Below are 18,894 nucleotides of genomic sequence, written 5' to 3'. Positions count from 1 at the left end.
CATGCTTTGTTTTGTTATAATTTCGCATTGACTACCCATTTTAAAGACTAGAAAAAGGATTCCAATGAATGATAATCAGCTATTGCCATACACAATAAAAGGAAAACAGCTTGATAGTAATATGCTATCACTAGATTCTAAAGGACAAAAGCTTATCTGGCGGACAGATAAATCTCAAAGTGAGATAGAATCTATTTTGCAAGAAATACATATAAAAATACAAGAGATAGCAAAAAGTTTTGATATAAACACAGATGAGATAATGCTTTATAGCCTACCACTTATTTCATCTAAAAAGATCATGAAAACACAGAGAGAAACACAGAATCTGCATTCATGCCATTATGATTTTAAACAATCTTCTTACACGCCTTTTATAGCCAAAGAGATACTAGCCCAAAGGAATTTAAAAGAGAAAAAAGGCGATTTTCTTAATAAGAAACTTATAGCCCATGCAAATAAAAAACTAAAAAGAGCAAAAACAAAGCATTTACTTTTTTGTAAAAATAGCCCAAAATATACCCCCAAGATTCCACAAATTACAATCAATGCAAATATTTTCTTATGTCAAAATAAAGACTGGATTACAGAATACAAGCAAAGTATAAAACCTGTTATATGCGCTAGATTCTATATCCGCCCAAGTTGGCATGAAGAAAATAGGGATTATGAGAATCTAATCATTGACCCATCACTTAGCTTTGGGAGCGGACACCATGCGACAACAGCTATGTGTATTGACTTGCTTAGCGAGATGGAGTTAAGAGATAAAAATATACTTGATGTAGGTTGTGGCAGTGGCATTTTATCCCTTGTTGCCGCAAAACTGCATGCAAATATATATGCGTGTGATACAGACATAGAAGCTTGCAATCAAAGTAAGAAAAACTTTGCGACAAACAACCTTTCATACAAAGAAGTATGGCAGGGTAGCTTACAGAGTTTAAAGCAATTTGAAGTGCCAAAAAGCTATGATGTAATATGTGCAAATATTGTTAGCTCTGTGCTTTTACTGCTTAAAAAAGATTTAATATTTTATCTCAAACAAGATGGAATCTTGATTTTATCTGGCATTTTACAAGAGCATGAAGCAAAAATACTTGAAAGTTTTAAAGAGCTAACCCTACTAGAAAAAAAGCAAATTGATGAATGGTTATGTTTCAAGTTTATAAAAAAATAATATAATTGCGTAATTTTGTATTTTTAAAAGAGGAAAAAATGGCAAATAATGATTCAAACAATGGCAAACCGCCAATATCAAAAAATCCTGTTTTTATTTTTATTATTCTTGGAATTGTATCAATCATTTTATATAAGTCTTTTTCTACTGATGATTCTAGTATTTTTGGTAGATTAGGTGGCAATAGCATTAGCCAAACGATTGAATATTCAGAGTTTAAGCAGCTTATTAAAAGCGGGCAGATTCAGAGTGTATCTATCGGTCAAACGATGGTAAAAGGTGTGAGTAAAACTATCAATCCCACTATCTATTACACAACAAAAAAAGTGCAAGATACAACGCTTGTGCCGCTTTTAGACGAACATAAGGTAAGCTATAGCGGATTTAGTGAGCAAAACTTTTTTACAGATTTAATCGGTTGGCTACTCCCTATGTTTATTTTCATAGGACTTTGGATGCTTTTAACAAGTCGCATACAACGCAATATGGGTGGCGGTATGTTTGGGTTAGGCAATGCAAATAAGCTGATTAATGCAGAACGACCAAATGTGCGATTTGATGATATGGCAGGTAACAAGGAAGCAAAAGAAGAGGTTGTAGAAGTCGTGGATTTCTTAAAATACCCTGATAGATATGCAGCGGTTGGTGCGAAGATTCCAAAGGGTGTATTGCTTGTAGGACCTCCGGGGACTGGTAAAACCTTACTTGCAAAGGCTGTCGCAGGGGAAGCGAATGTCCCCTTTTTCTCAATGAGTGGTAGTAGCTTTATTGAAATGTTTGTGGGGCTTGGTGCAAGTCGTGTGCGTGATTTATTTGAAAAGGCAAAAAAGGAAGCCCCAAGTATTATCTTTATCGATGAGATTGATGCGATAGGAAAAAGCCGTGCTGCTGGTTCTGTTGTCGGTGGAAATGATGAAAGAGAGCAGACACTAAATCAGCTTTTAGCAGAAATGGATGGATTTGGTAGTAATGCACCTGTTATTGTTTTGGCTGCTACAAATAGACCTGAGATTCTTGATCCAGCACTTCTTAGACCGGGCAGATTTGATAGACAAGTATTAGTTGATGCACCGGACTTTAAAGGGCGTATTGAGATTCTAAAAGTGCATATTAAAGGTGTGAAATTAAGTAGAGATGTGGATTTAAATGAAATCGCGAAATTTACAGCTGGTTTAGCAGGTGCTGATTTGGCAAATATTATTAATGAAGCAGCATTACTTGCAGGTAGAGAGAATAAAAAAGAAGTCTCACAAAAGCATTTCAAAGAAGCGATGGAACGAACTATGATAGGCTTAGAGAAGAAATCCCGCAGACTTTCACCAAAAGAGAAAAAGATAGTCGCTTATCATGAAAGCGGACATGCTTTAATGGGTGAGGTTACAAAAGGGGCACATAGGGTAAATAAAGTCTCTATTATCCCGCGTGGCATGGGTGCGTTGGGCTATACGCTACACACACCTGAAGAAAATCGCCATTTAGAACAAAAGCATGAAATGTTAGCAACCATTGATGTATTGCTTGGTGGTAGGGGCGCTGAAGAAGTCTTTTTAGAAGAAATATCAAATGGTGCTTCTGATGATTTACGCCGTGCGACAGGCATTCTTAAAAACATGGCGGTATATTATGGTATGACTGATGTTTCTGGGCTTATGGTGCTTGAAGACTTTACTGCTAGAAATAGATTCCTTGGCGGTGGCGGTGGTAACTCAAGAGAATATAGCAACGAAACCGCACAAAAAATGGATACCTTTATCCAAACAAAGCTAGAAGAGCATTACACACATGTCAAACAAACTTTACGCGATTATCGCGGTGCTATTGAGACTATGGCACAAGAGCTACTTGAAAAAGAAGTGATTGAGGGCGAGAGGGTGCGAGAAATAATTGCTGCTTATGAAACAGAACAAAATATGGAAAGCCGACTTGTGCCAATTGAGGAGCATTAATAAAATATTGTAAAAGTGTTTTTGCGACATGGGTATAAATTGTCACTACGATTTTTGTTGCGTCATATTAGATAAACTTAATATAGGGGTTATGAGACCCTCTCCCCCGTTTTTCAGAATTGCGTGTATTTTTTACAGAATCTATATCTCCATCAAGCCCAAGTAGAATAAAAGGTAAGCAGACAAATACCCCAATATCAGGAGAAGCATATTATTAAACATGCTATATAGTGTTTTTGTGGGTAATAGGTAAAATGGGCTAACTTTATTTTTCTGTTTTTACTTATTTTTGTTTAACATTTAATACATTTACTATACATAATTCTTTGATTAAATTTAGCAGGGGATTTAGATTCCCATTTTTGCAATATTTATTCCATGATGCAAAAAAGAAAGGCTTTTGCGAAACCTAGAAATCGCAGATTCTTATTCCTACTTGTTTTAAAATGCGGAAGATATATTGGTGTAGCCTATAGACACATAGCTATATATTAGTTGCCAACAATTATAAAAATCTTACAAACAAAACAAAATCATAATAGCCAAAACGCAAATCAGTCCATTTTACTCGAAACTCCACTGGAAGTCCCAAGTCATGTAAAAACTTTGGAATTTCTACAATATCATTTTCTAAATGATATGTGATTTGGATTTACAAAACAGAACAAGAGATAAAAGTTGTAAAAGTAGATTAATTATAGTTTAAGCTGCATATAACTCAAACATAAGGCAGAGAATGCCTTGATAAGATTATGTAAAATGTTATATTTGTTTGCAATAAAATAAATACGAATGCAATATTATGAGACACTGCACTATGCACTAAATGGAGTTGCAACCGAATCTTCGCGCCATAAAACAATATTATCAGTTTATGCCACAACTATTGGTGCATGTAAGAAATGAAAGGCAATATAAATACAGAATCTACAAAGAGAGTATTTGAGATGCACAAATCCCAGCCTAGAATCTAGAGAAAAACTAGGGGAAGAAATCTTGCAATGGTAACAAAACCACATCCCAAATATATAAGAAGTTAGCTAAAAATTATCTCAAGGTCCATTACAGACGAGATTCATAGCGTCTTAACATATAAAGTCGCTTTAACATTTTTTTCTTAGCGTTGATTTTGCGTTTTTTGCGTTGCTCTGTTGCAGATTCAAAGAATCTTCTTGAGCGGCATTCTGTTACGATAAGATTTCTATCAGCTTGTTTTTTGAATCTTCTGTATGCTTCATCAAAAGTTTCGACTTCTTTTACTTTAATTCCCGGCATGTTATCACCCACTTTCTTTTAAGATTAAAAACTTTGATTGTATCAAAAAATTATTAATAAATATAAATATTTTTTGATTTTATGCTAAAAACGATTTATTTATGCAACTATTATACAATTATAAACTATTCACACACAATCAAATCATCTCTCTCTGGGCTTGTAGAGATAAAGCCTACTTTGCAATCTACAAAAGATTCTATAAAAGCGATATATTCCTTTGCTTCCTTAGGTAAGCTATCAAAGTCTCTTAATCCAGCTGTTTTATCCCAACCTTTAAAGCTTTTATAAATAGGTTTTACATCTAAGTCATAAGGCACATAATCAATAGTTTCGCTCTTGTATTCATAGCCAATGCACACTTTCACTGATGAAAAGCCATCAAGCACATCGATTTTCATCAACGCAAGTTTCGTGCAACCATTAAGCCTTACAGCGTATTTAATCGCTACTAAGTCAAGCCAGCCGCATCGTCTCTCTCTGCCTGTTGTCGTGCCAAACTCAAAGCCCTTTTCTCTTAATAGCTTGCCTGTTTCATCAAGTAATTCCGTTGGAAAAGCACCATTGCCAACTCTTGTGCAATACGCCTTTGTGATGCCTATTACCTCATCTATATCCCTTGTGTTTAAGCCTGTGCCAGAGAGACAGCCTGCAATGCTTGTGTTTGAGCTTGTTACAAATGGGTATGTACCATGGTCTATATCTAGCATACTGCCTTGTGCGCCTTCTAGCATGATTTTTTTATTCTGTTTGATGGAATCCCAAAGCAATTTTGTAGTATCTGTGATGAATGGAGCAAAGATTTTTGCATAGTCTAATAGCTCTTTTACTAAAGATTCTAAATCTAAGTTAAGGTTTAAATGTGCTAGATTTTCAAAATTTGCTTGCAGTTTTACTCGTAACTTTTCTTCACAAAGCAAATCGCCTATTTGTATGCCATTCCTTGCGATTTTATCGGCATAAGTAGGTCCTATGCCTTTACCCGTTGTGCCAATAGTTTTTGTGCGTTTATTCTCGCCTAAGTTATCAAGCATAACATGATAGGGCAGTATCACATGTGCTTTATGTGAGATAAAAAGCCTATTTTCTAAAAGCCTTATATTATCACTTGCTTGTGGATTTAATGCCTTATTTAACTCTTTTAACTCTTGTAATAACGCATTTAAATCAATCACTACGCCATTAGCGATAATGTTTTTACATTGCGGATATAAGATACCACTTGGGACTAAGTGCAGGGCGTATTTTACACCATTTACTACGATTGTATGCCCCGCATTATGTCCGCCTTGATACCTTACTACATAGTCATAATCTTTTGCGAATCTATCAACAACCTTGCCTTTACCCTCATCGCCCCATTGCACACCGACAACAACATCTGCCATTATATATCCTTTTTATTTTGCTTTAATAGATAATGCACTACATTATCTGTATAGATTCCAAAACCACAGCTTTTTACTTCATCAATGCAGGATATACCTCCAGATAAAAATGTGAAATTTTGAAGCACCATGCGGAAAAATAAATCATCATAATACTCAACCGGCACAGGCAAAAGCGGGGCGCATATAAGATTCTCATAGCTTGATGAACATAGCTCTAAAAGCCTTTCTATCTCAATGCGTAAGAAGCTAGGACATATTGCTAGAAATTCTTTCAAGCTTGCTACATCATTGACTTGCAAAAGCTTTGCAAGGAAGCCAATACTTTGTAATCTCTCAATATTTAATGTCGCAAAGTCCTTATACTCTAACTCTGTATTCTCCGCACAAAGCTTTGCAATACTTGCATTTGTGATTTGTAAAAGCGGCTTAATACCTAGCTCTTTAAAGATACAGATACCAAGCTCTAGAATCTTTAGATATTCACTCTCATCAAGGCATTCTACTCCGATTTGATTATGCTCTATCGTAGGATAGCTAAACACAGGCTGGATATAAAACCACTTTTTCTGCGTAGTGCTACGACCAAGCCGCTTTGTGATAATCCGCACGACATCAATGGTGCTATCATTCCGCATTGCTATTTGATGATTTTTCTCACTGCTTAGCTGGATTACATCTCTGTTTAAAAAGCTTTTTTGGTGTTCTTGATAAACAAAAGTAGGGCTTACAATCTCTTCAAAACCATGCTTATAAAAAAGATTCACACTTAGATTCTCAACCTTTCTTTTAAGTGCTGCTGATAGCCCAAAATGAAGCTTACTGCCTTCTGGAATCTCATGCTCTAAAATCATATTTCGCCTTTTATCTTTAAGCAAACTCGCAATTACAAAGCCTTAATTATAGCTAATACTTGATAAACAACGCCATTTTTTAGATTCTAGCCTTGCTTTGCAAAAAAAGATTCTGTGTTAAGAAAAGATTCTATACTTTTTAAAGCACTAGATTCTATCTTTATATCAAGCATAAGTAAGGCAAAAGGTAGATTAAAATCTAGACATTTTACATAGTCTTTTTGTGTCATTAAAATATGTGTTGCTTCATATTTTTCTAAAAGTGCTTTTAAGGTGTTTAAATCAAATTCGGCGTGATCTGCTAAGTAATATTCATATATAATGTTGTCTGGCAAATAGGGCTTTAGGCGACTAGGATTTGCTATTGCAGTGGCTAGGATATATGTAGTTTCTGTGCTAGAATCTTGTATAGAATCCTTTACATGAGATATACTCACACTTCGTTTGTAATCTTTATCTTCTTTTAAATGCAGGTCGCATTTTGTATAAAAAGATTCTGGAAAGCGATAATATCCACTCGGCAACACAAAGGGAAAATAAGGCTTTAGCTTTGGCTCTAATAAAATATCAAACTTATTAAAATTAAACCTATACGCATCATCTAGTATCACTATGCTTTGTTTAGAATCTTTTGTTTGTATATATTCTAGTGCTTTTATGCGGCTTTCACTCACTATCACGCTAGCCTTTGTCTGCGTAGCAATAAGCATGGCTTCATCGCCACTTTGTGCTACATTGACTAATATCTCTCCATTACTGCTTACTTGTATTAAGCCTTTAGATTTTCGCTTATAGCCCCGCAATACCACATAAATATCTGTGTATCCTTTTGTTTGTAGATAGTTTGTTAATGCAATGCAAAAAGGCGTTTTACCACTCCCACCACTCACAAGATTCCCTATACTTAGAATCTTTACATTAAAGTTTCTTTTCTTTGTAAAGCACTTTTTATACAGCGTAATAAGGGCATATATACATGAAAATGGCAATAAAGCAAAGGCTAGAATCTTATGCCAAAAACTTGGATAGAAGAAATAAGATTCTATAAAACCCATTTTGTTTGTGCTAGATTCCATAGAATCTCTATCTTGCTTATCATTATGTTTAAATGTATTTATTTGCATAAGATTCCCCTGATTTCAACTTATTGTTAGCATTTTCATGAAAAGCAAATTTTATAGAATCTTTGTGTATTTGTTATGTCTCTTTGTCATGACTTTATGATAAAAGTAAATAAGATTCCATAAATTGACATCACGCATATTTCAACAGATTAAATATGTTACAATTTTACACTTATTTACACATTTATGCTTAGAAGCTGATAATTTTTATTTACTTTATCTGTATTTTGTGGTTTTATAAAACAATGCAAAAAACATGTAAAGGGTGGTCTAAATGGTAAATAACAATACACAAATCTACAAAAAGAAACAGCCTTTAAATAAAAAACTTGCAAAAAGTTTAGTATTCTGGGTATTTATAGGCTTGTTTTTAGGTGTGCTTTTTGGGACAATAGGAAGCTTTCATAGTCCAGATAACCCTTCTGTTTTCACTCAATTTTTTTATGATTTTTCAGTGCATTCTAAGGAATACACCATTGACCCCTTTATAAAAGGGCTAAAATTACTCATGGGTCCTATCATATTCCTTACAATCATTACTGGGATTATACGACTAGAAGATCTTAAGACACTTGGCTCACTTGGCTTTAAAACCGTTATTTATTTTGAAGTCGTCAGCACATTTGCCCTTATTATCGGTGTCTTTTTTGGTGAGATTATTAAGCCCGGGCATGGCATGCACCTTGATATTGCAAGTCTTGATGCAGCAAGTGTGCAAGGCTATATAGAAGCGGGTGCTAAAGAGCAGCAAAGTGCAGGTGGAGAACTCTATAATATCCTAATGAGTGCAATACCGCATGACCCCATCACGCCATTTGTGGAAGGTAAAACATTGCAAGTGCTTGTTATGGCGGTTTTAATCGCTATCGCGCTATCTTTTACAAGTAAGAATTTCAAAGAAGCAGCCCTAAAGTATTTTGAAAGTATGCAAGAAACATTTTTTAAAGTGCTTACAATTTTGATTTGGTATAGCCCATTGGCGACATTTGGTGCGATGGCATTTTTGATTGCAAAGTTTGGCTTTAGCTCAATTAGTGGTATGGCATTATTACTTGTAACTATGGCACTCGCTGTAATTGTGTTTATCTTTGGTGTGCTAGGCATTATCGCGGCAATGGCGCGTGTGAATATCTTTAAATTCATGCGATTTATCTACCGCGAAGTGCTTGTTGTCTTTGCGACCTCAAGCAGCGAAACCGCTCTAGCACCCCTTATGCGTAAGCTTGAAAAGGCAGGGATACAAAAGGCTTCAGTAGGCTTAGTGATTCCAACTGGATATAGTTTTAACCTTGATGCGACAAATATCTATCTAAGCCTTGCGGTTATTTTCTTAGGACAAGCCTTTGATATTCCATTGACACTAGAGCAGACCATTACGCTAATCATCATTTTAATGGTATCTTCTAAAGGTGCAGTGGGCGTTACGGGTAGTGGCTTTATCGTGCTTGCAGGGACACTTTCAGCATTAACGACCACAGATGGTTCGCATTTGATCCCCGCAGTAACCGTTGCCGCTATACTTGGCATTGATAAATTTTTGAGTGAAATGCGTAGCGTTGGGAATCTATGCGGCAATGCTGTTGCATGTATGATTGTAAGCATTTGGGATAAAAGAGTAGATATGGAAAAATTCCGCTATGCACTCGATCACCCTGAAGAGTTTAGGGTGTTGTAATAGATTCTTAGATTCTTGTTTAGCTGCGTTGTCTCTTGCATGACTTTGCAGGAATACGACATCGGCTTGGTCTTTACGCTTCCCTTATTAACACAATAACGCTTTTTAACTTCTCAATCCACAAAAAACACTTAATCACACACACATAAACATACGAGCACATAAAAGCCTTATTAAAGGGTTTATAACAAGTTGCCCTATAATGCTTAATATGCTATAATGCTCTTTTGCTGCCACTGAATCTTGTATAATCCTATGTGTATTTTTGAATGTATTCTAAAAAAGGATACGCAAAGCATCACTGTGTATTAAAGTATGCTTGCTTAAAGGCATATAAAACTACATGTTCCTTGTATGTATCATATTGTTATATAATCCCATTACCATGGTAATTTTGCTTAACCCTAGAATTTGCAGCAAAAGCAAATTCAAGGCTAAATAGAGCTAAAAGGGGATAAAATCTTTATACGGAATTTTACTAAGCCCAACATGACAATTTTAGAATTTGGCAGATTGCAACAATATGGACTTTATGTAAGTTTTCTATAGTGCTTGAACGCTAAATAAAGTCGGTATTTAAAAGTTTAAGATATTAAGCAACAATATGTTGCTATGGAAAATTAAATCAGTTATTAAAACTTCTTAAAACCCATACTTATTTCTTGCATTTTCCAAATCTTCTTCTGTGTCAATGCCTATGCTTTCACTCTCTACATGCGCAATTTTAATGGGTTTGTTGTAGTAAATTGCACGGAGTTGTTCTAGCTTTTCAATGTGTTCTAGCTTTGTTTCTGGCAAATTTGCGTATTCTTCAAGTGTTGCTTTAAAGAATCCATACAAGCCTAAATGCCCTAGATAATTTATAGGCATAGATTCATTGCAATCTCTGCAAAATGGTATCGCTGTGCGAGAGAAATATATGGCATGTTGTAAGTGATTGGTTATCACTTTTACTAGATTCGGATTTTGTGCTTGCTCGGCCGTTATGCCCTTCGCACAAGTTGCCATAAAAATGTCAGGCTGCATACAATCTTTTAACGCTTGTATCACATGGTGTTCTAAAAATGGCTCATCTGCTTGTAGATTTATAATCATGCAATCATCATTTAGCCCTAAGATTCTAGCAGCTTCAAGCACACGGAGACTGCCATTTGGAATGTCTGGGTGAGTTAGGACCGCCTTTATCTTATACTGCTTTGCGATATTGTATGTTTCAGTGGAATCTAGGGCTAGGACGACTTCATCGATTGCTTGTGCGTTTTGTGCGCTTTTAATAAACATGGGCACACCGCCTATATCACATAAAATCTTATTTGGAAACCTTGAGCTAGCAAGTCGTGCTGGAATAATAATCATAATATAGCCTTATATGAAAATATTATATTCTAATATAAAATTAACAAAATTTAGAATGTTATGAAATAACATAAAACAATATTTAAATCAAATTTGCGTAAAACTTTGCAATAACTCTACTTTAAAAAAATCGTTTTTTGTAGATTTTTATCGCATTTTCACTGAAAATATACTAAAATAACAAAATCTATAGATTTCAAAAAAGGTATCCGATGAAAATTAGTCCAGAAAAAATCGATGAAATGTTTCCAAATGAAGGAGAAGATTTTGCAACAATGTTAAGCCGTTCAGAACAATCTGAAGATAATGTTTTGAGAGAAGGAAAAATCGTAAAGATTGATGATGAAAGCGTTATGATTGATGTGCAAGACAAAAAAGAAGGTCGCATGAGTATCGATGAGATAAAAGATTCTAATGGGAATCTTTTGTTTAAGCAAGGCGATAGCATTCTTGTGCATGTGTCAAAAAAAGGTGGTCTTAGAGTATCTTACAAAAAAGCCATTAAGTATGAAAAAGTTGTAAATGAGATCAAGGCTCTTGGCACTGATTATAAAGATAAAGTGGTAGAGGGTGTAATACGAGGGAAAAATAAAGGTGGCTATATTGTAGAATCTGCAAATGGTGTTGAGTATTTCATGCCAAGGCATTATTCAGCTCTAAGCCGTGATAAAGATGATTCTAAAGTGGTTGGAAAGCCCATAAAAGCTTGTATAGTTGATATACGACCAAATGGCAACTCCATTGTAATTTCAAGAAAGCGTTATCTTGACACACATACTGCCGCACAAAAAGAGAATGCAAAAAAGATTCTTGATAGCGGTTTGGCTTATGAAGGTGTCGTAAAAAATGTTACAAAATTTGGTTTATTTGTTGAGATAGGTTCTGTTGATGGACTCGTGCATTTTACAGAGATTAGTCATCGGGGACCTGTGAATCCTGAAAAGCACTATAAAGTCGGCGATAAAGTGCAAGTAAAGCCACTTGAATATAATGAAGAGAAAAATAGGCTATCACTTTCTATACGCGCTCTTTTTGATGATCCATGGAAAGAGATTAAAGATGAGATTAAAGTTGGCTATGTTATACGCGTTACGGTAAGTAATATTGAAGATTATGGTGCGTTTGTAGATTTAGGCAATGATGTTGAGGGCTTTTTGCATATCTCTGAAATGTCGTGGGATAAGAACATTAAACAACCTAGCGATTGCTTAAAAGTAGGCGAAGAGATTAATGTTGAGGTTATAGAGATTGACCCTGATAATAGACGCTTACGAGTAAGTTTAAAGAAGCTGCAAGATAAGCCTTTTGTGCGATTTACAAAAGAGCATAAGGTAGGCGATGTGATAAAAGGTAAGGTTGCGACTATTACAAATTTTGGTGCGTTTGTGAATCTTGGTGCTGTTGATGGATTACTGCATAATGAAGACGCATTTTGGGATAAGTCTAAGAAATGTGCCGATGAGTTTAAGGTTGGAGATTCTATTGAAGTAAAAATTGATAAGATTGATACTGCCAATGAGAAAATTTCACTTAATAGACGCTATCTTGTAGAATCGCCTAGTGAGCAGTTTGCAAAAAAATACGCTATTGATGATGAGATTTCTGGGCAGGTTATTGATATTAAAGACTTTGGCGTATTTATCAAGGTAGAGAATGAAAATATTGATGCACTTATTCGCAATGAAGATTTAGGCAATATTGCTAGAGACAGCATTAAGGTGGGCGATACTATCAAGGGAGCATTAGTGCAGGTTGATAGAAAGGCAAATCGTGTGCGATTATCTGTGCGTAGATTACAAAAGAAAAAAGAGCGTCAAGAATTAAATGATTATAATTCTGATGAGAAAGTTACATTAGGCGATACATTAGGCGATAAGTTTAAGAATCTCGGTAAAAAATAATATCTTTGTGTGTAGGGTTTTGAATGATAAGGGGCATAATTGCTGGGCTTATACTTATTGTTGTGCTTGGTGGTGGCTATGTTTTATATGCGTTTTATCAAAAAATGCAAAATGCTGATGTGCAAGTAGAAGAGTCTGTTGCCAAGATCCCACAAAAGCAGGTAATAAAAAATATCCCAAAAATGGAAACCATACAAGATGATGTATGGATTAGCAATGCAAATGAAAAAGCAATTGCCACTACTTATCAGTTTCCTTCAAATGTGCTAGATATTAATATTGAAGTCAAACGCTATGAAGACTTAAAGACAGATTATACAAAGGTGCTAGTCAAGAATCTTGATGACTACAAGTTTTTTTGTTTGAATGAGATTTTGCGACAAAAGCATATCGACTTTTCTTATTTTAAGCATAAAGATACGCTTGACTTGTTGCTATTTATGCCAAATGAAGCGCAACGAGAAATGGTTCTAGATGATTTTAAGTATTATGGTATAGAGTATGAGATTAGTTTGAAAAAATAGATTCTATCTCAATGATTTAAAGGAATGACATGAAAAAACATATTATAGTATGCGATCATATCCATGATGAAGGTTTAAAGATTCTAAGCACACAAGATGATATTTCTATGGAGAATCTAGCCCATTTACCAAAAGATGAGCTACTCACTCATTTACATAAAGCTGATGTGCTTATCACTAGAAGCTCAACTGGAGTTAATGAAAAGCTTTTAGAATCTGCATATAAAGATTCTAAAAAGCTGAAAGCTATCGTGCGTGCTGGCGTGGGTGTGGATAATGTCGATATTGATGCGTGTTCTTATAGAGGTGTTGTGGTTATGAATGTGCCTACTGCAAATACGATTGCTGCAGTAGAGCTGACAATGACTCATCTTTTAAGTGCTATTCGTAGATTCCCAAGCGCACATACACAGCTAAAAGTCGAGCGTAAATGGAAGAGAGAAGATTGGTATGGTATTGAGTTAAAGGATAAAAAGCTTGGTGTGATTGGCTTTGGCAATATCGGTAGCCGTGTTGGAATCCGTGCAAAAGCCTTTGACATGCAAGTAATCGCCTATGATCCATACATTAATCCAAATAAAGCGCTTGATTTAGGCATAGAATATACAACGAATTTTGATGACATTCTAGCCTGTGATATTATCACTATCCATACGCCAAAGAATAAGCAAACTACAAATATGATCACAAGTAAAGAAATCGCAAAAATGAAAGATGGTGTGATACTCATCAATTGTGCGCGTGGTGGCTTGTATAACGAGAATGATCTTTACGAGGGATTAAAATCAAAAAAAATCGCATGGGCTGGACTTGATGTATTTGATTCTGAGCCTGCTACAAATAACAAACTTTTAGATTTAGACAATATTTATGTAACGCCACACATTGGAGCAAATACGCTTGAAAGTCAAGAAAAAATAGCAATAGAAGCTGCACATGCCGCCATTTCAGCAGCAAGAGGATCAGCTTTTCCAAATGCACTCAATCTCCCCACAAAAACGCAAGATATGCCAGATTCTATTATCGCATATCTTGAGCTTACACAAAAGCTTGCCTATTTTGCCGCACAAGCAATTGATGGGGCAATAAGTGCATTGCATGTGTATATTAATGGCGTTGAGCTTGAGAAATACAAAGACGCATTTTTGACATTTGGACTTGTTGGAGCATTGAAACCTTCTCTTGATGATAAAATCAATTATGTAAATGCCCCATTTGTTGCGACTGAAAGGGGCGTGCAAAGCAGTGTAGAAGTCAAACATAATGCAGGACCTTATAAGAATCTTGTAAAAATTACTCTCAATACTGCTAAAGAAAGCATGAGTGTAAGCGGCACAATCTATGATGGACATATTGTGAGATTCAATAATATTAATGGTTTTGGCATGGATTTAGAGCCCAATGGCAATATGATTCTTGTGCGAAATACCGATGTCCCGGGCGTTATAGGCAGCATAGGACATACAATCGCAAAGCATAAAGTAAATATCGCGGACTTTAGACTCGGCAGAAAAACAGATTCTAGTGAAAGAAATGCATTAGCCTTAATACTTGTTGATAGTGCGGTATCTACCCAGCTATTAGATGATTTAAAAGCCATACCAGAATGCTTAAGTGTGCGTAATGTGCTTATGTGATTAAAGAATGAAAAATCATGAATATAGGGAAGTTAGCACAGCCAAAACCTATTTTATACATTCTATTTTGTATTATATATGCCTTTTTTAGTGCCTGTGCTAAGAAGGAAGTCCCACCCAAACAAGATATAAAAACACAAGTTAAAACAAACCAGCCAAGCATACCATTTGCCACAAATAAAGCAGAAAGTAATAAATGGTATAAAGAGCAGTTTCTACCCATTCTCAAACAATCATCAAGCAAAAAAGGTGCAGAAGAATACGAGCAGTTTGCAAAGCTTTATTTTGCAGATTTAAGTCAAATACGAGATTATGATAAGCGCATTCCACAAGATAAACTTTTGCAATCTGTTAGCTTTACACTCTTTGCACAGGATTTATTTAGAGAGTTTTTATTCTTACAGGAAAGAGGCTTAATAGTTGCCCCATGGGAAGCCTTTGCAAGTGATATTGAGTTTGGCAATCATATCTTAAGTGCAAGTTTTGTAGCAAATATAGCCGCAGAGATAGAAGAACTTGAAAATGAAAGCTATGAGAATCTCAATAACATCGTATTAGCACACAACCTTTTATATCTCACACAAAAATATACCTATGCCACACAAACCAGCAAAGCAACACAAAAAATCACTGAAACAACACAATATGTATTGCCAGATTCCCTATACTCTTTTTTATTTTATAGAATCTTATATGCCAAATATATGGAAAAATTTCAAAGCAATTCCATATTGCATGTAATGTCAAGGCAATTCCCAGATGCCACCCTAAAAGCTAGCAATAAGATCTTATACACACAGCAAAAGCATAGCAATGTAAAGACCATGCAAAAACACTTTTCCTTTACACCTTTTGAGCCTACAAATCCCACAGCTATTATGCAGTGCAAAGCAGGAAATACGCACTATCCAGCACAAAAGGAGTGCATACAAACCACCTTTATATCATGGTTAGTTTATTTGCAATCTAGCTTACAACGGCACAATTCCCCTTATGTGCTACCCATTTTTACAGATTCTAAACTCTGTTTGCTACTTACACAAGATGACATTATTATCTATCCACATAATGAAAGTAACTTTTGTAAGAATCTGACTACTACATGGCAGAGTTATAGGGCTAAATCAAAATAGATTCTAGGCTTAAAATGCTTTCACTTGATTTGTTTTTTTTGTAAAATCCTTTTGCGTTTTATTGTTTGTGATAAGACTGAATACATTATGGGAGAAGTTAGTATGAGTTTTAGAAAAAAGATTTCACTTAGTGTTATAAGTGCAGCTTGCGTGTTTGCTTTTATAGCGTGTGGAAATAATACAAGCACACCAAAATGCGGCGATAAAGATGTGCAAGAAAAACTTACCGAAATTTTAAAATCACACATGGAAGATACTCCATTTACTAGGGACATAGGACTGGAAAAAATCGTAAAAGGCACGAAATTTCAAAATTTCATTACAGATGAAGTGAATGACACAAGAAAAAAGGTTACTTGTAAAGCACATGTGAAAATCGATGTCAATGCGGCAAAAGATTTTATGTATCTAATAGGCAGAGTAGAACTTAAAGATACTTTAGAGTTTAAGTCCGGCGAGGAGCTAACAGAGAAAAATATTGAAGAAATTTTTATAAGAACCGCTGAAAAAAACAAGATCAGCGATAATATGTCTAAGGCACAAAAAGAGAAGATAATAAACGAGGCAAAGAAAAAGGCAAAAGAATTTAAAGAAGAGATGTCTAGGGGTGCAGAAGAGAAAGAGATAAAATACACTGCCCAAAGAACAGATGATGGCAACCTTATAGTAAAAGAAATAGAAGACTATTATGAGTAAATGCGGGTTTTATTTTTTTTAGATTCTATGTTTCAGAACACAGCTTTGTTTGCTATTTGCTTTTTGAACTTTGTTTGCAGGGAGTTTTTAAATTCTATCTTTCCTGCTGTTGCGTATTATTGCATGCATACAATGAGTCGTTGGATATTTTATGATGATTAAAGTAGCTTCGATTAAGAAGTGATGAAAAGGGGCTTAGAATCTCAATGGAAAATTCATTACATTTCTGGACTTTTTTATAAACATAAAGTGGAATATAAATACGAAATGTTGTGCAATGCCTTTGGTTTTAACAAAAATGAAGTGATACCTACAATGCTACGCATTCCGCTTATTCTTGTTGTTATTGTCGCAGTAGGCGTATCCCTGCTTATTCATTTGCAATTTAGATTCATCGTATTTTTATGTGTAGTGGTGGCTTTTATACTGACTTATATTTTTTAGAGATAAAGAAACAACACAAAACATTGCTACAATCACAAGACAATATATTTTTCTCTACACAAGAATCTAGCTCATTTGAATCACGAGAAACACCTGCTTTTACTTCTAACCATACAAACATAGAAGCACAAAGCGATATTACCGCAACTGCTGGAAACTAAATCGCTCACAAAGTAGGAGAATCTGTTATCACAACTGAGAGGGATTCTGTTACAATAAAGGCAGGTGGAATAGAAGTCATAATAGATTCTAAAGGGCTTGTAGTAAAAGGTGGGGAGGTAAAGAATGAGTAGAATCTATGAGTATTTAATAAAAATGCTAAAATACGCAATAATGCTAAAGAGATTCTAAAATGGGCAAAAATTTATACTAAGCATGGTGTTTGCAACTCTATTTATACCTCAAGATGTCAATGCAGAAAGTAGCAATGAGGCAAAAACCTAGCTTTGATTATGCTAAGACAACCACAAAAGCAGAAAAGATTATTTGCAGTGATGAGAGTGGGGATCTACAGAATCTAGACAGATATATGAGCAAGATTTATACACAGCTTAGGAGTGAGCTTAAAAAGTAAATGACACCAAAAGGCTAAATAGCATATTGCACTCTCAAATAGCATTTATCAAAGAAGCAAATACAATGCCTTTATCTGATAATTTGCAAGATTTGTATGAGGATAGAATTCTACGCTGTTGCAAACTCTAGGTGAAGTGCTTGATTTAAACAATAATGAACTATGCAAGTATGCAAGAAAAGATAGGTTTGATGAGAACAAATGGCAGGAAGCCCCCAAATCCATCAGGCCTCCATTTAGCATAGGCTTTTGTGCTTTTGGAGCAAATGCTAAATATGGCGGCTTTTATGATTATTGCACACAAGGGGAGAGATGAAACAAGCAGAAATGGCACAAGCCATCAGAGAAAATCCCCCTATATCAGTTTTCCTCGAAGCTATAAAGGACAGATTGATATTGATAATGATGGTGTGCTAGAAGATGCGATTCTCACAGGGGGGGGGGGGGGAGTATTTTAGTGCGCTTTGGATATATAGAAATGGTAAATTAGACACAAAATCAAGTGATAGAATTTATGGCGATGATTTGCATTTGAGTGGAGAAAAAATGAGCTATAAGGTTGCGATGTTTAATGAATTGCCCTACATGGCATTCACTACTTATGCCTTTCCAAGCAATAAAAACTCACAGCGATTAGAATTTGCTGATGCGGAGTATCCTTTACTTAGCTATTTATCCTACGGGGTCATGGAGTTTCAATGGAAAACCTATGTTGTTCTCTATAATAGGAGATTTTTTATGATAACGATTCTATGCATCCAACAACGCGCATTTATCTCCTAGAAGGCAACAAAAGAGATATTAAATGCACTTATTGAAAATAAAATTAAGGCAAGATGATGTTTAACACAGCAAAAAATATTGAATATGAAAAAGAAGTATTAAAGATTATATTAGTGAGTGAAGATTTTAAGAAGTCCCCATATAATGATAGAGCAAAAGGCGACAATAGTGGATATTTAACCATTAGGTTATGGCATTAATTTACAAGTAAGAATTGGCTGATTGCTACATTAAATGAGCTGGGCTTATTTGGTGGCATAGCAAATTTAAAATCTCTTATAGATGTAAAGGCTTTAGATAATAAAGCTATGACTACCCCATAATACAGATTCAGTTAATAGCAATGTCTTTAGTGATAAAGGATTCCCTCTTATTGCTACACCAAAGCCTAATACATTTAAGAT

General features: G+C 35.2%; 20 protein-coding genes. 15 read left to right on the top strand and 5 right to left on the bottom strand.

The genetic code is table 11. From position 1 onward, the window contains the following. Positions 1–64 precede the first annotated feature (64 nt). Complete coding sequence (gene prmA / locus C6H17_RS07855) at positions 65–1,180, top strand: 50S ribosomal protein L11 methyltransferase (protein WP_020995784.1); 1,116 nt, start codon at positions 65–67, stop codon at positions 1,178–1,180. Between the two features lie 38 nt (positions 1,181–1,218). Then, a complete protein-coding gene (gene ftsH / locus C6H17_RS07850) occupies positions 1,219–3,126 on the top strand; it encodes an ATP-dependent zinc metalloprotease FtsH (RefSeq protein WP_005219947.1) in 1,908 nt (635 codons plus the stop codon). Between the two features lie 1,062 nt (positions 3,127–4,188). Here the strand turns inward: ftsH and rpsU are convergent. The 4 genes from rpsU to C6H17_RS07830 all read right to left on the bottom strand — a co-directional run bounded on the left by rpsU (position 4,189) and on the right by C6H17_RS07830 (position 7,767). Continuing rightward, the gene (rpsU, locus tag C6H17_RS07845) at positions 4,189–4,401 is read right to left on the bottom strand and encodes a 30S ribosomal protein S21 (protein WP_005219948.1); all 213 of its coding nucleotides are present in this window, start codon (positions 4,399–4,401) and stop codon (positions 4,189–4,191) included. Between the two features lie 125 nt (positions 4,402–4,526). Then, a complete protein-coding gene (locus C6H17_RS07840; RefSeq protein WP_005219949.1) occupies positions 4,527–5,789 on the bottom strand; it encodes an adenylosuccinate synthase in 1,263 nt (420 codons plus the stop codon). Then, positions 5,789–6,643 (bottom strand): ATP phosphoribosyltransferase regulatory subunit, encoded by an 855-nt coding sequence (locus C6H17_RS07835; RefSeq protein ID WP_005219950.1) that lies wholly within the window; start codon positions 6,641–6,643, stop codon positions 5,789–5,791. Before C6H17_RS07835 ends, C6H17_RS07840 begins: the two co-directional genes overlap by 1 nt. Positions 6,644–6,729: 86 nt before the next feature. After that, complete coding sequence (locus C6H17_RS07830) at positions 6,730–7,767, bottom strand: tetraacyldisaccharide 4'-kinase (protein WP_020995785.1); 1,038 nt, start codon at positions 7,765–7,767, stop codon at positions 6,730–6,732. 274 nt (positions 7,768–8,041) lie between these two features. Here C6H17_RS07830 and C6H17_RS07825 point away from each other — a divergent pair, with 274 nt between their 5' ends. Further along, entirely contained in the window at positions 8,042–9,442 is a 1,401-nt protein-coding gene (locus C6H17_RS07825) for a cation:dicarboxylate symporter family transporter (protein ID WP_005219952.1), read from the top strand. A 642-nt stretch (positions 9,443–10,084) separates the two neighbouring features. On the opposite strand, the gene kdsB is transcribed toward C6H17_RS07825, so the two are convergent. Continuing rightward, positions 10,085–10,798, bottom strand: a complete 714-nt coding sequence (kdsB, locus tag C6H17_RS07820) for a 3-deoxy-manno-octulosonate cytidylyltransferase (RefSeq protein ID WP_005219953.1) — start codon at positions 10,796–10,798, stop codon at positions 10,085–10,087. Positions 10,799–11,016: 218 nt separating this feature from the next. Between kdsB and C6H17_RS07815 the strand changes: the two genes are divergently transcribed. The 12 genes from C6H17_RS07815 (at position 11,017) to C6H17_RS12200 (ending at position 18,690) form a co-directional block, all read left to right on the top strand. Further along, a complete protein-coding gene (locus C6H17_RS07815) occupies positions 11,017–12,699 on the top strand; it encodes a 30S ribosomal protein S1 (protein ID WP_396279396.1) in 1,683 nt (560 codons plus the stop codon). A gap of 23 nt (positions 12,700–12,722) precedes the next feature. Next, positions 12,723–13,223: a hypothetical protein gene (locus C6H17_RS07810; protein WP_005219955.1), complete on the top strand. Its 501-nt coding sequence runs from the start codon at positions 12,723–12,725 to the stop codon at positions 13,221–13,223. Between the two features lie 29 nt (positions 13,224–13,252). After that, on the top strand, positions 13,253–14,860 hold the full coding sequence (gene serA, locus C6H17_RS07805; RefSeq protein ID WP_005219956.1) for a phosphoglycerate dehydrogenase: 1,608 nt from the start codon (positions 13,253–13,255) through the stop codon (positions 14,858–14,860). A 17-nt stretch (positions 14,861–14,877) separates the two neighbouring features. Then, complete coding sequence (locus C6H17_RS07800; protein ID WP_005219957.1) at positions 14,878–15,993, top strand: hypothetical protein; 1,116 nt, start codon at positions 14,878–14,880, stop codon at positions 15,991–15,993. 102 nt (positions 15,994–16,095) lie between these two features. Next, the gene (locus C6H17_RS07795; RefSeq protein WP_020995786.1) at positions 16,096–16,689 is read left to right on the top strand and encodes a hypothetical protein; all 594 of its coding nucleotides are present in this window, start codon (positions 16,096–16,098) and stop codon (positions 16,687–16,689) included. A 183-nt stretch (positions 16,690–16,872) separates the two neighbouring features. Beyond that, positions 16,873–17,133 carry a hypothetical protein gene (locus C6H17_RS12215; protein WP_005219959.1) on the top strand — a complete coding sequence of 87 codons (261 nt, stop codon included), beginning with the start codon at positions 16,873–16,875 and terminating at the stop codon, positions 17,131–17,133. A 23-nt stretch (positions 17,134–17,156) separates the two neighbouring features. After that, the gene (locus tag C6H17_RS07790; RefSeq protein ID WP_223808366.1) at positions 17,157–17,294 is read left to right on the top strand and encodes a hypothetical protein; all 138 of its coding nucleotides are present in this window, start codon (positions 17,157–17,159) and stop codon (positions 17,292–17,294) included. Positions 17,295–17,545: 251 nt separating this feature from the next. Continuing rightward, on the top strand, positions 17,546–17,707 hold the full coding sequence (locus tag C6H17_RS13000; RefSeq protein WP_005219961.1) for a hypothetical protein: 162 nt from the start codon (positions 17,546–17,548) through the stop codon (positions 17,705–17,707). Positions 17,708–17,825: 118 nt separating this feature from the next. Further along, entirely contained in the window at positions 17,826–18,023 is a 198-nt protein-coding gene (locus C6H17_RS12995) for a hypothetical protein (RefSeq protein WP_051355123.1), read from the top strand. Continuing rightward, positions 17,995–18,165, top strand: coding sequence for a hypothetical protein (locus C6H17_RS12990; protein WP_223808367.1), 171 nt, complete (start codon positions 17,995–17,997; stop codon positions 18,163–18,165). Before C6H17_RS12995 ends, C6H17_RS12990 begins: the two co-directional genes overlap by 29 nt. Beyond that, on the top strand, positions 18,128–18,490 hold the full coding sequence (locus C6H17_RS12985) for a hypothetical protein (protein WP_051355124.1): 363 nt from the start codon (positions 18,128–18,130) through the stop codon (positions 18,488–18,490). Before C6H17_RS12990 ends, C6H17_RS12985 begins: the two co-directional genes overlap by 38 nt. Positions 18,491–18,546: 56 nt before the next feature. Then, positions 18,547–18,690, top strand: coding sequence for a hypothetical protein (locus C6H17_RS12200; protein ID WP_020995787.1), 144 nt, complete (start codon positions 18,547–18,549; stop codon positions 18,688–18,690). Positions 18,691–18,894: the final 204 nt, after the last annotated feature.

It is taken from the genome of Helicobacter rappini, assembly GCF_900198625.1.
GTDB classification, from domain to species: domain Bacteria; phylum Campylobacterota; class Campylobacteria; order Campylobacterales; family Helicobacteraceae; genus Helicobacter_A; species Helicobacter_A rappini.
The sequence above is the reverse complement of the archived record's forward strand: the minus strand, read 5'-3'. Positions and strand labels throughout refer to the sequence as shown.

Excerpts from the sequence above, each read along its gene's own strand:
- prmA (WP_020995784.1), top strand. The coding sequence starts at position 65 with ATGAATGATAATCAGCTATTGCCATACACAATAAAAGGAAAACAGCTT.
- ftsH (WP_005219947.1), top strand. The coding sequence starts at position 1,219 with ATGGCAAATAATGATTCAAACAATGGCAAACCGCCAATATCAAAAAAT.
- rpsU (WP_005219948.1), bottom strand. The coding sequence starts at position 4,401 with ATGCCGGGAATTAAAGTAAAAGAAGTCGAAACTTTTGATGAAGCATAC.
- C6H17_RS07840 (WP_005219949.1), bottom strand. The coding sequence starts at position 5,789 with ATGGCAGATGTTGTTGTCGGTGTGCAATGGGGCGATGAGGGTAAAGGC.
- C6H17_RS07835 (WP_005219950.1), bottom strand. The coding sequence starts at position 6,643 with ATGATTTTAGAGCATGAGATTCCAGAAGGCAGTAAGCTTCATTTTGGG.
- C6H17_RS07830 (WP_020995785.1), bottom strand. The coding sequence starts at position 7,767 with ATGCAAATAAATACATTTAAACATAATGATAAGCAAGATAGAGATTCT.
- C6H17_RS07825 (WP_005219952.1), top strand. The coding sequence starts at position 8,042 with ATGGTAAATAACAATACACAAATCTACAAAAAGAAACAGCCTTTAAAT.
- kdsB (WP_005219953.1), bottom strand. The coding sequence starts at position 10,798 with ATGATTATTATTCCAGCACGACTTGCTAGCTCAAGGTTTCCAAATAAG.
- C6H17_RS07810 (WP_005219955.1), top strand. The coding sequence starts at position 12,723 with ATGATAAGGGGCATAATTGCTGGGCTTATACTTATTGTTGTGCTTGGT.
- serA (WP_005219956.1), top strand. The coding sequence starts at position 13,253 with ATGAAAAAACATATTATAGTATGCGATCATATCCATGATGAAGGTTTA.
- C6H17_RS07800 (WP_005219957.1), top strand. The coding sequence starts at position 14,878 with ATGAATATAGGGAAGTTAGCACAGCCAAAACCTATTTTATACATTCTA.
- C6H17_RS07795 (WP_020995786.1), top strand. The coding sequence starts at position 16,096 with ATGAGTTTTAGAAAAAAGATTTCACTTAGTGTTATAAGTGCAGCTTGC.
- C6H17_RS12215 (WP_005219959.1), top strand. The coding sequence starts at position 16,873 with ATGAAAAGGGGCTTAGAATCTCAATGGAAAATTCATTACATTTCTGGA.
- C6H17_RS13000 (WP_005219961.1), top strand. The coding sequence starts at position 17,546 with ATGCAGAAAGTAGCAATGAGGCAAAAACCTAGCTTTGATTATGCTAAG.
- C6H17_RS12990 (WP_223808367.1), top strand. The coding sequence starts at position 17,995 with ATGATTATTGCACACAAGGGGAGAGATGAAACAAGCAGAAATGGCACA.
- C6H17_RS12985 (WP_051355124.1), top strand. The coding sequence starts at position 18,128 with ATGCGATTCTCACAGGGGGGGGGGGGGGAGTATTTTAGTGCGCTTTGG.
- C6H17_RS12200 (WP_020995787.1), top strand. The coding sequence starts at position 18,547 with ATGTTTAACACAGCAAAAAATATTGAATATGAAAAAGAAGTATTAAAG.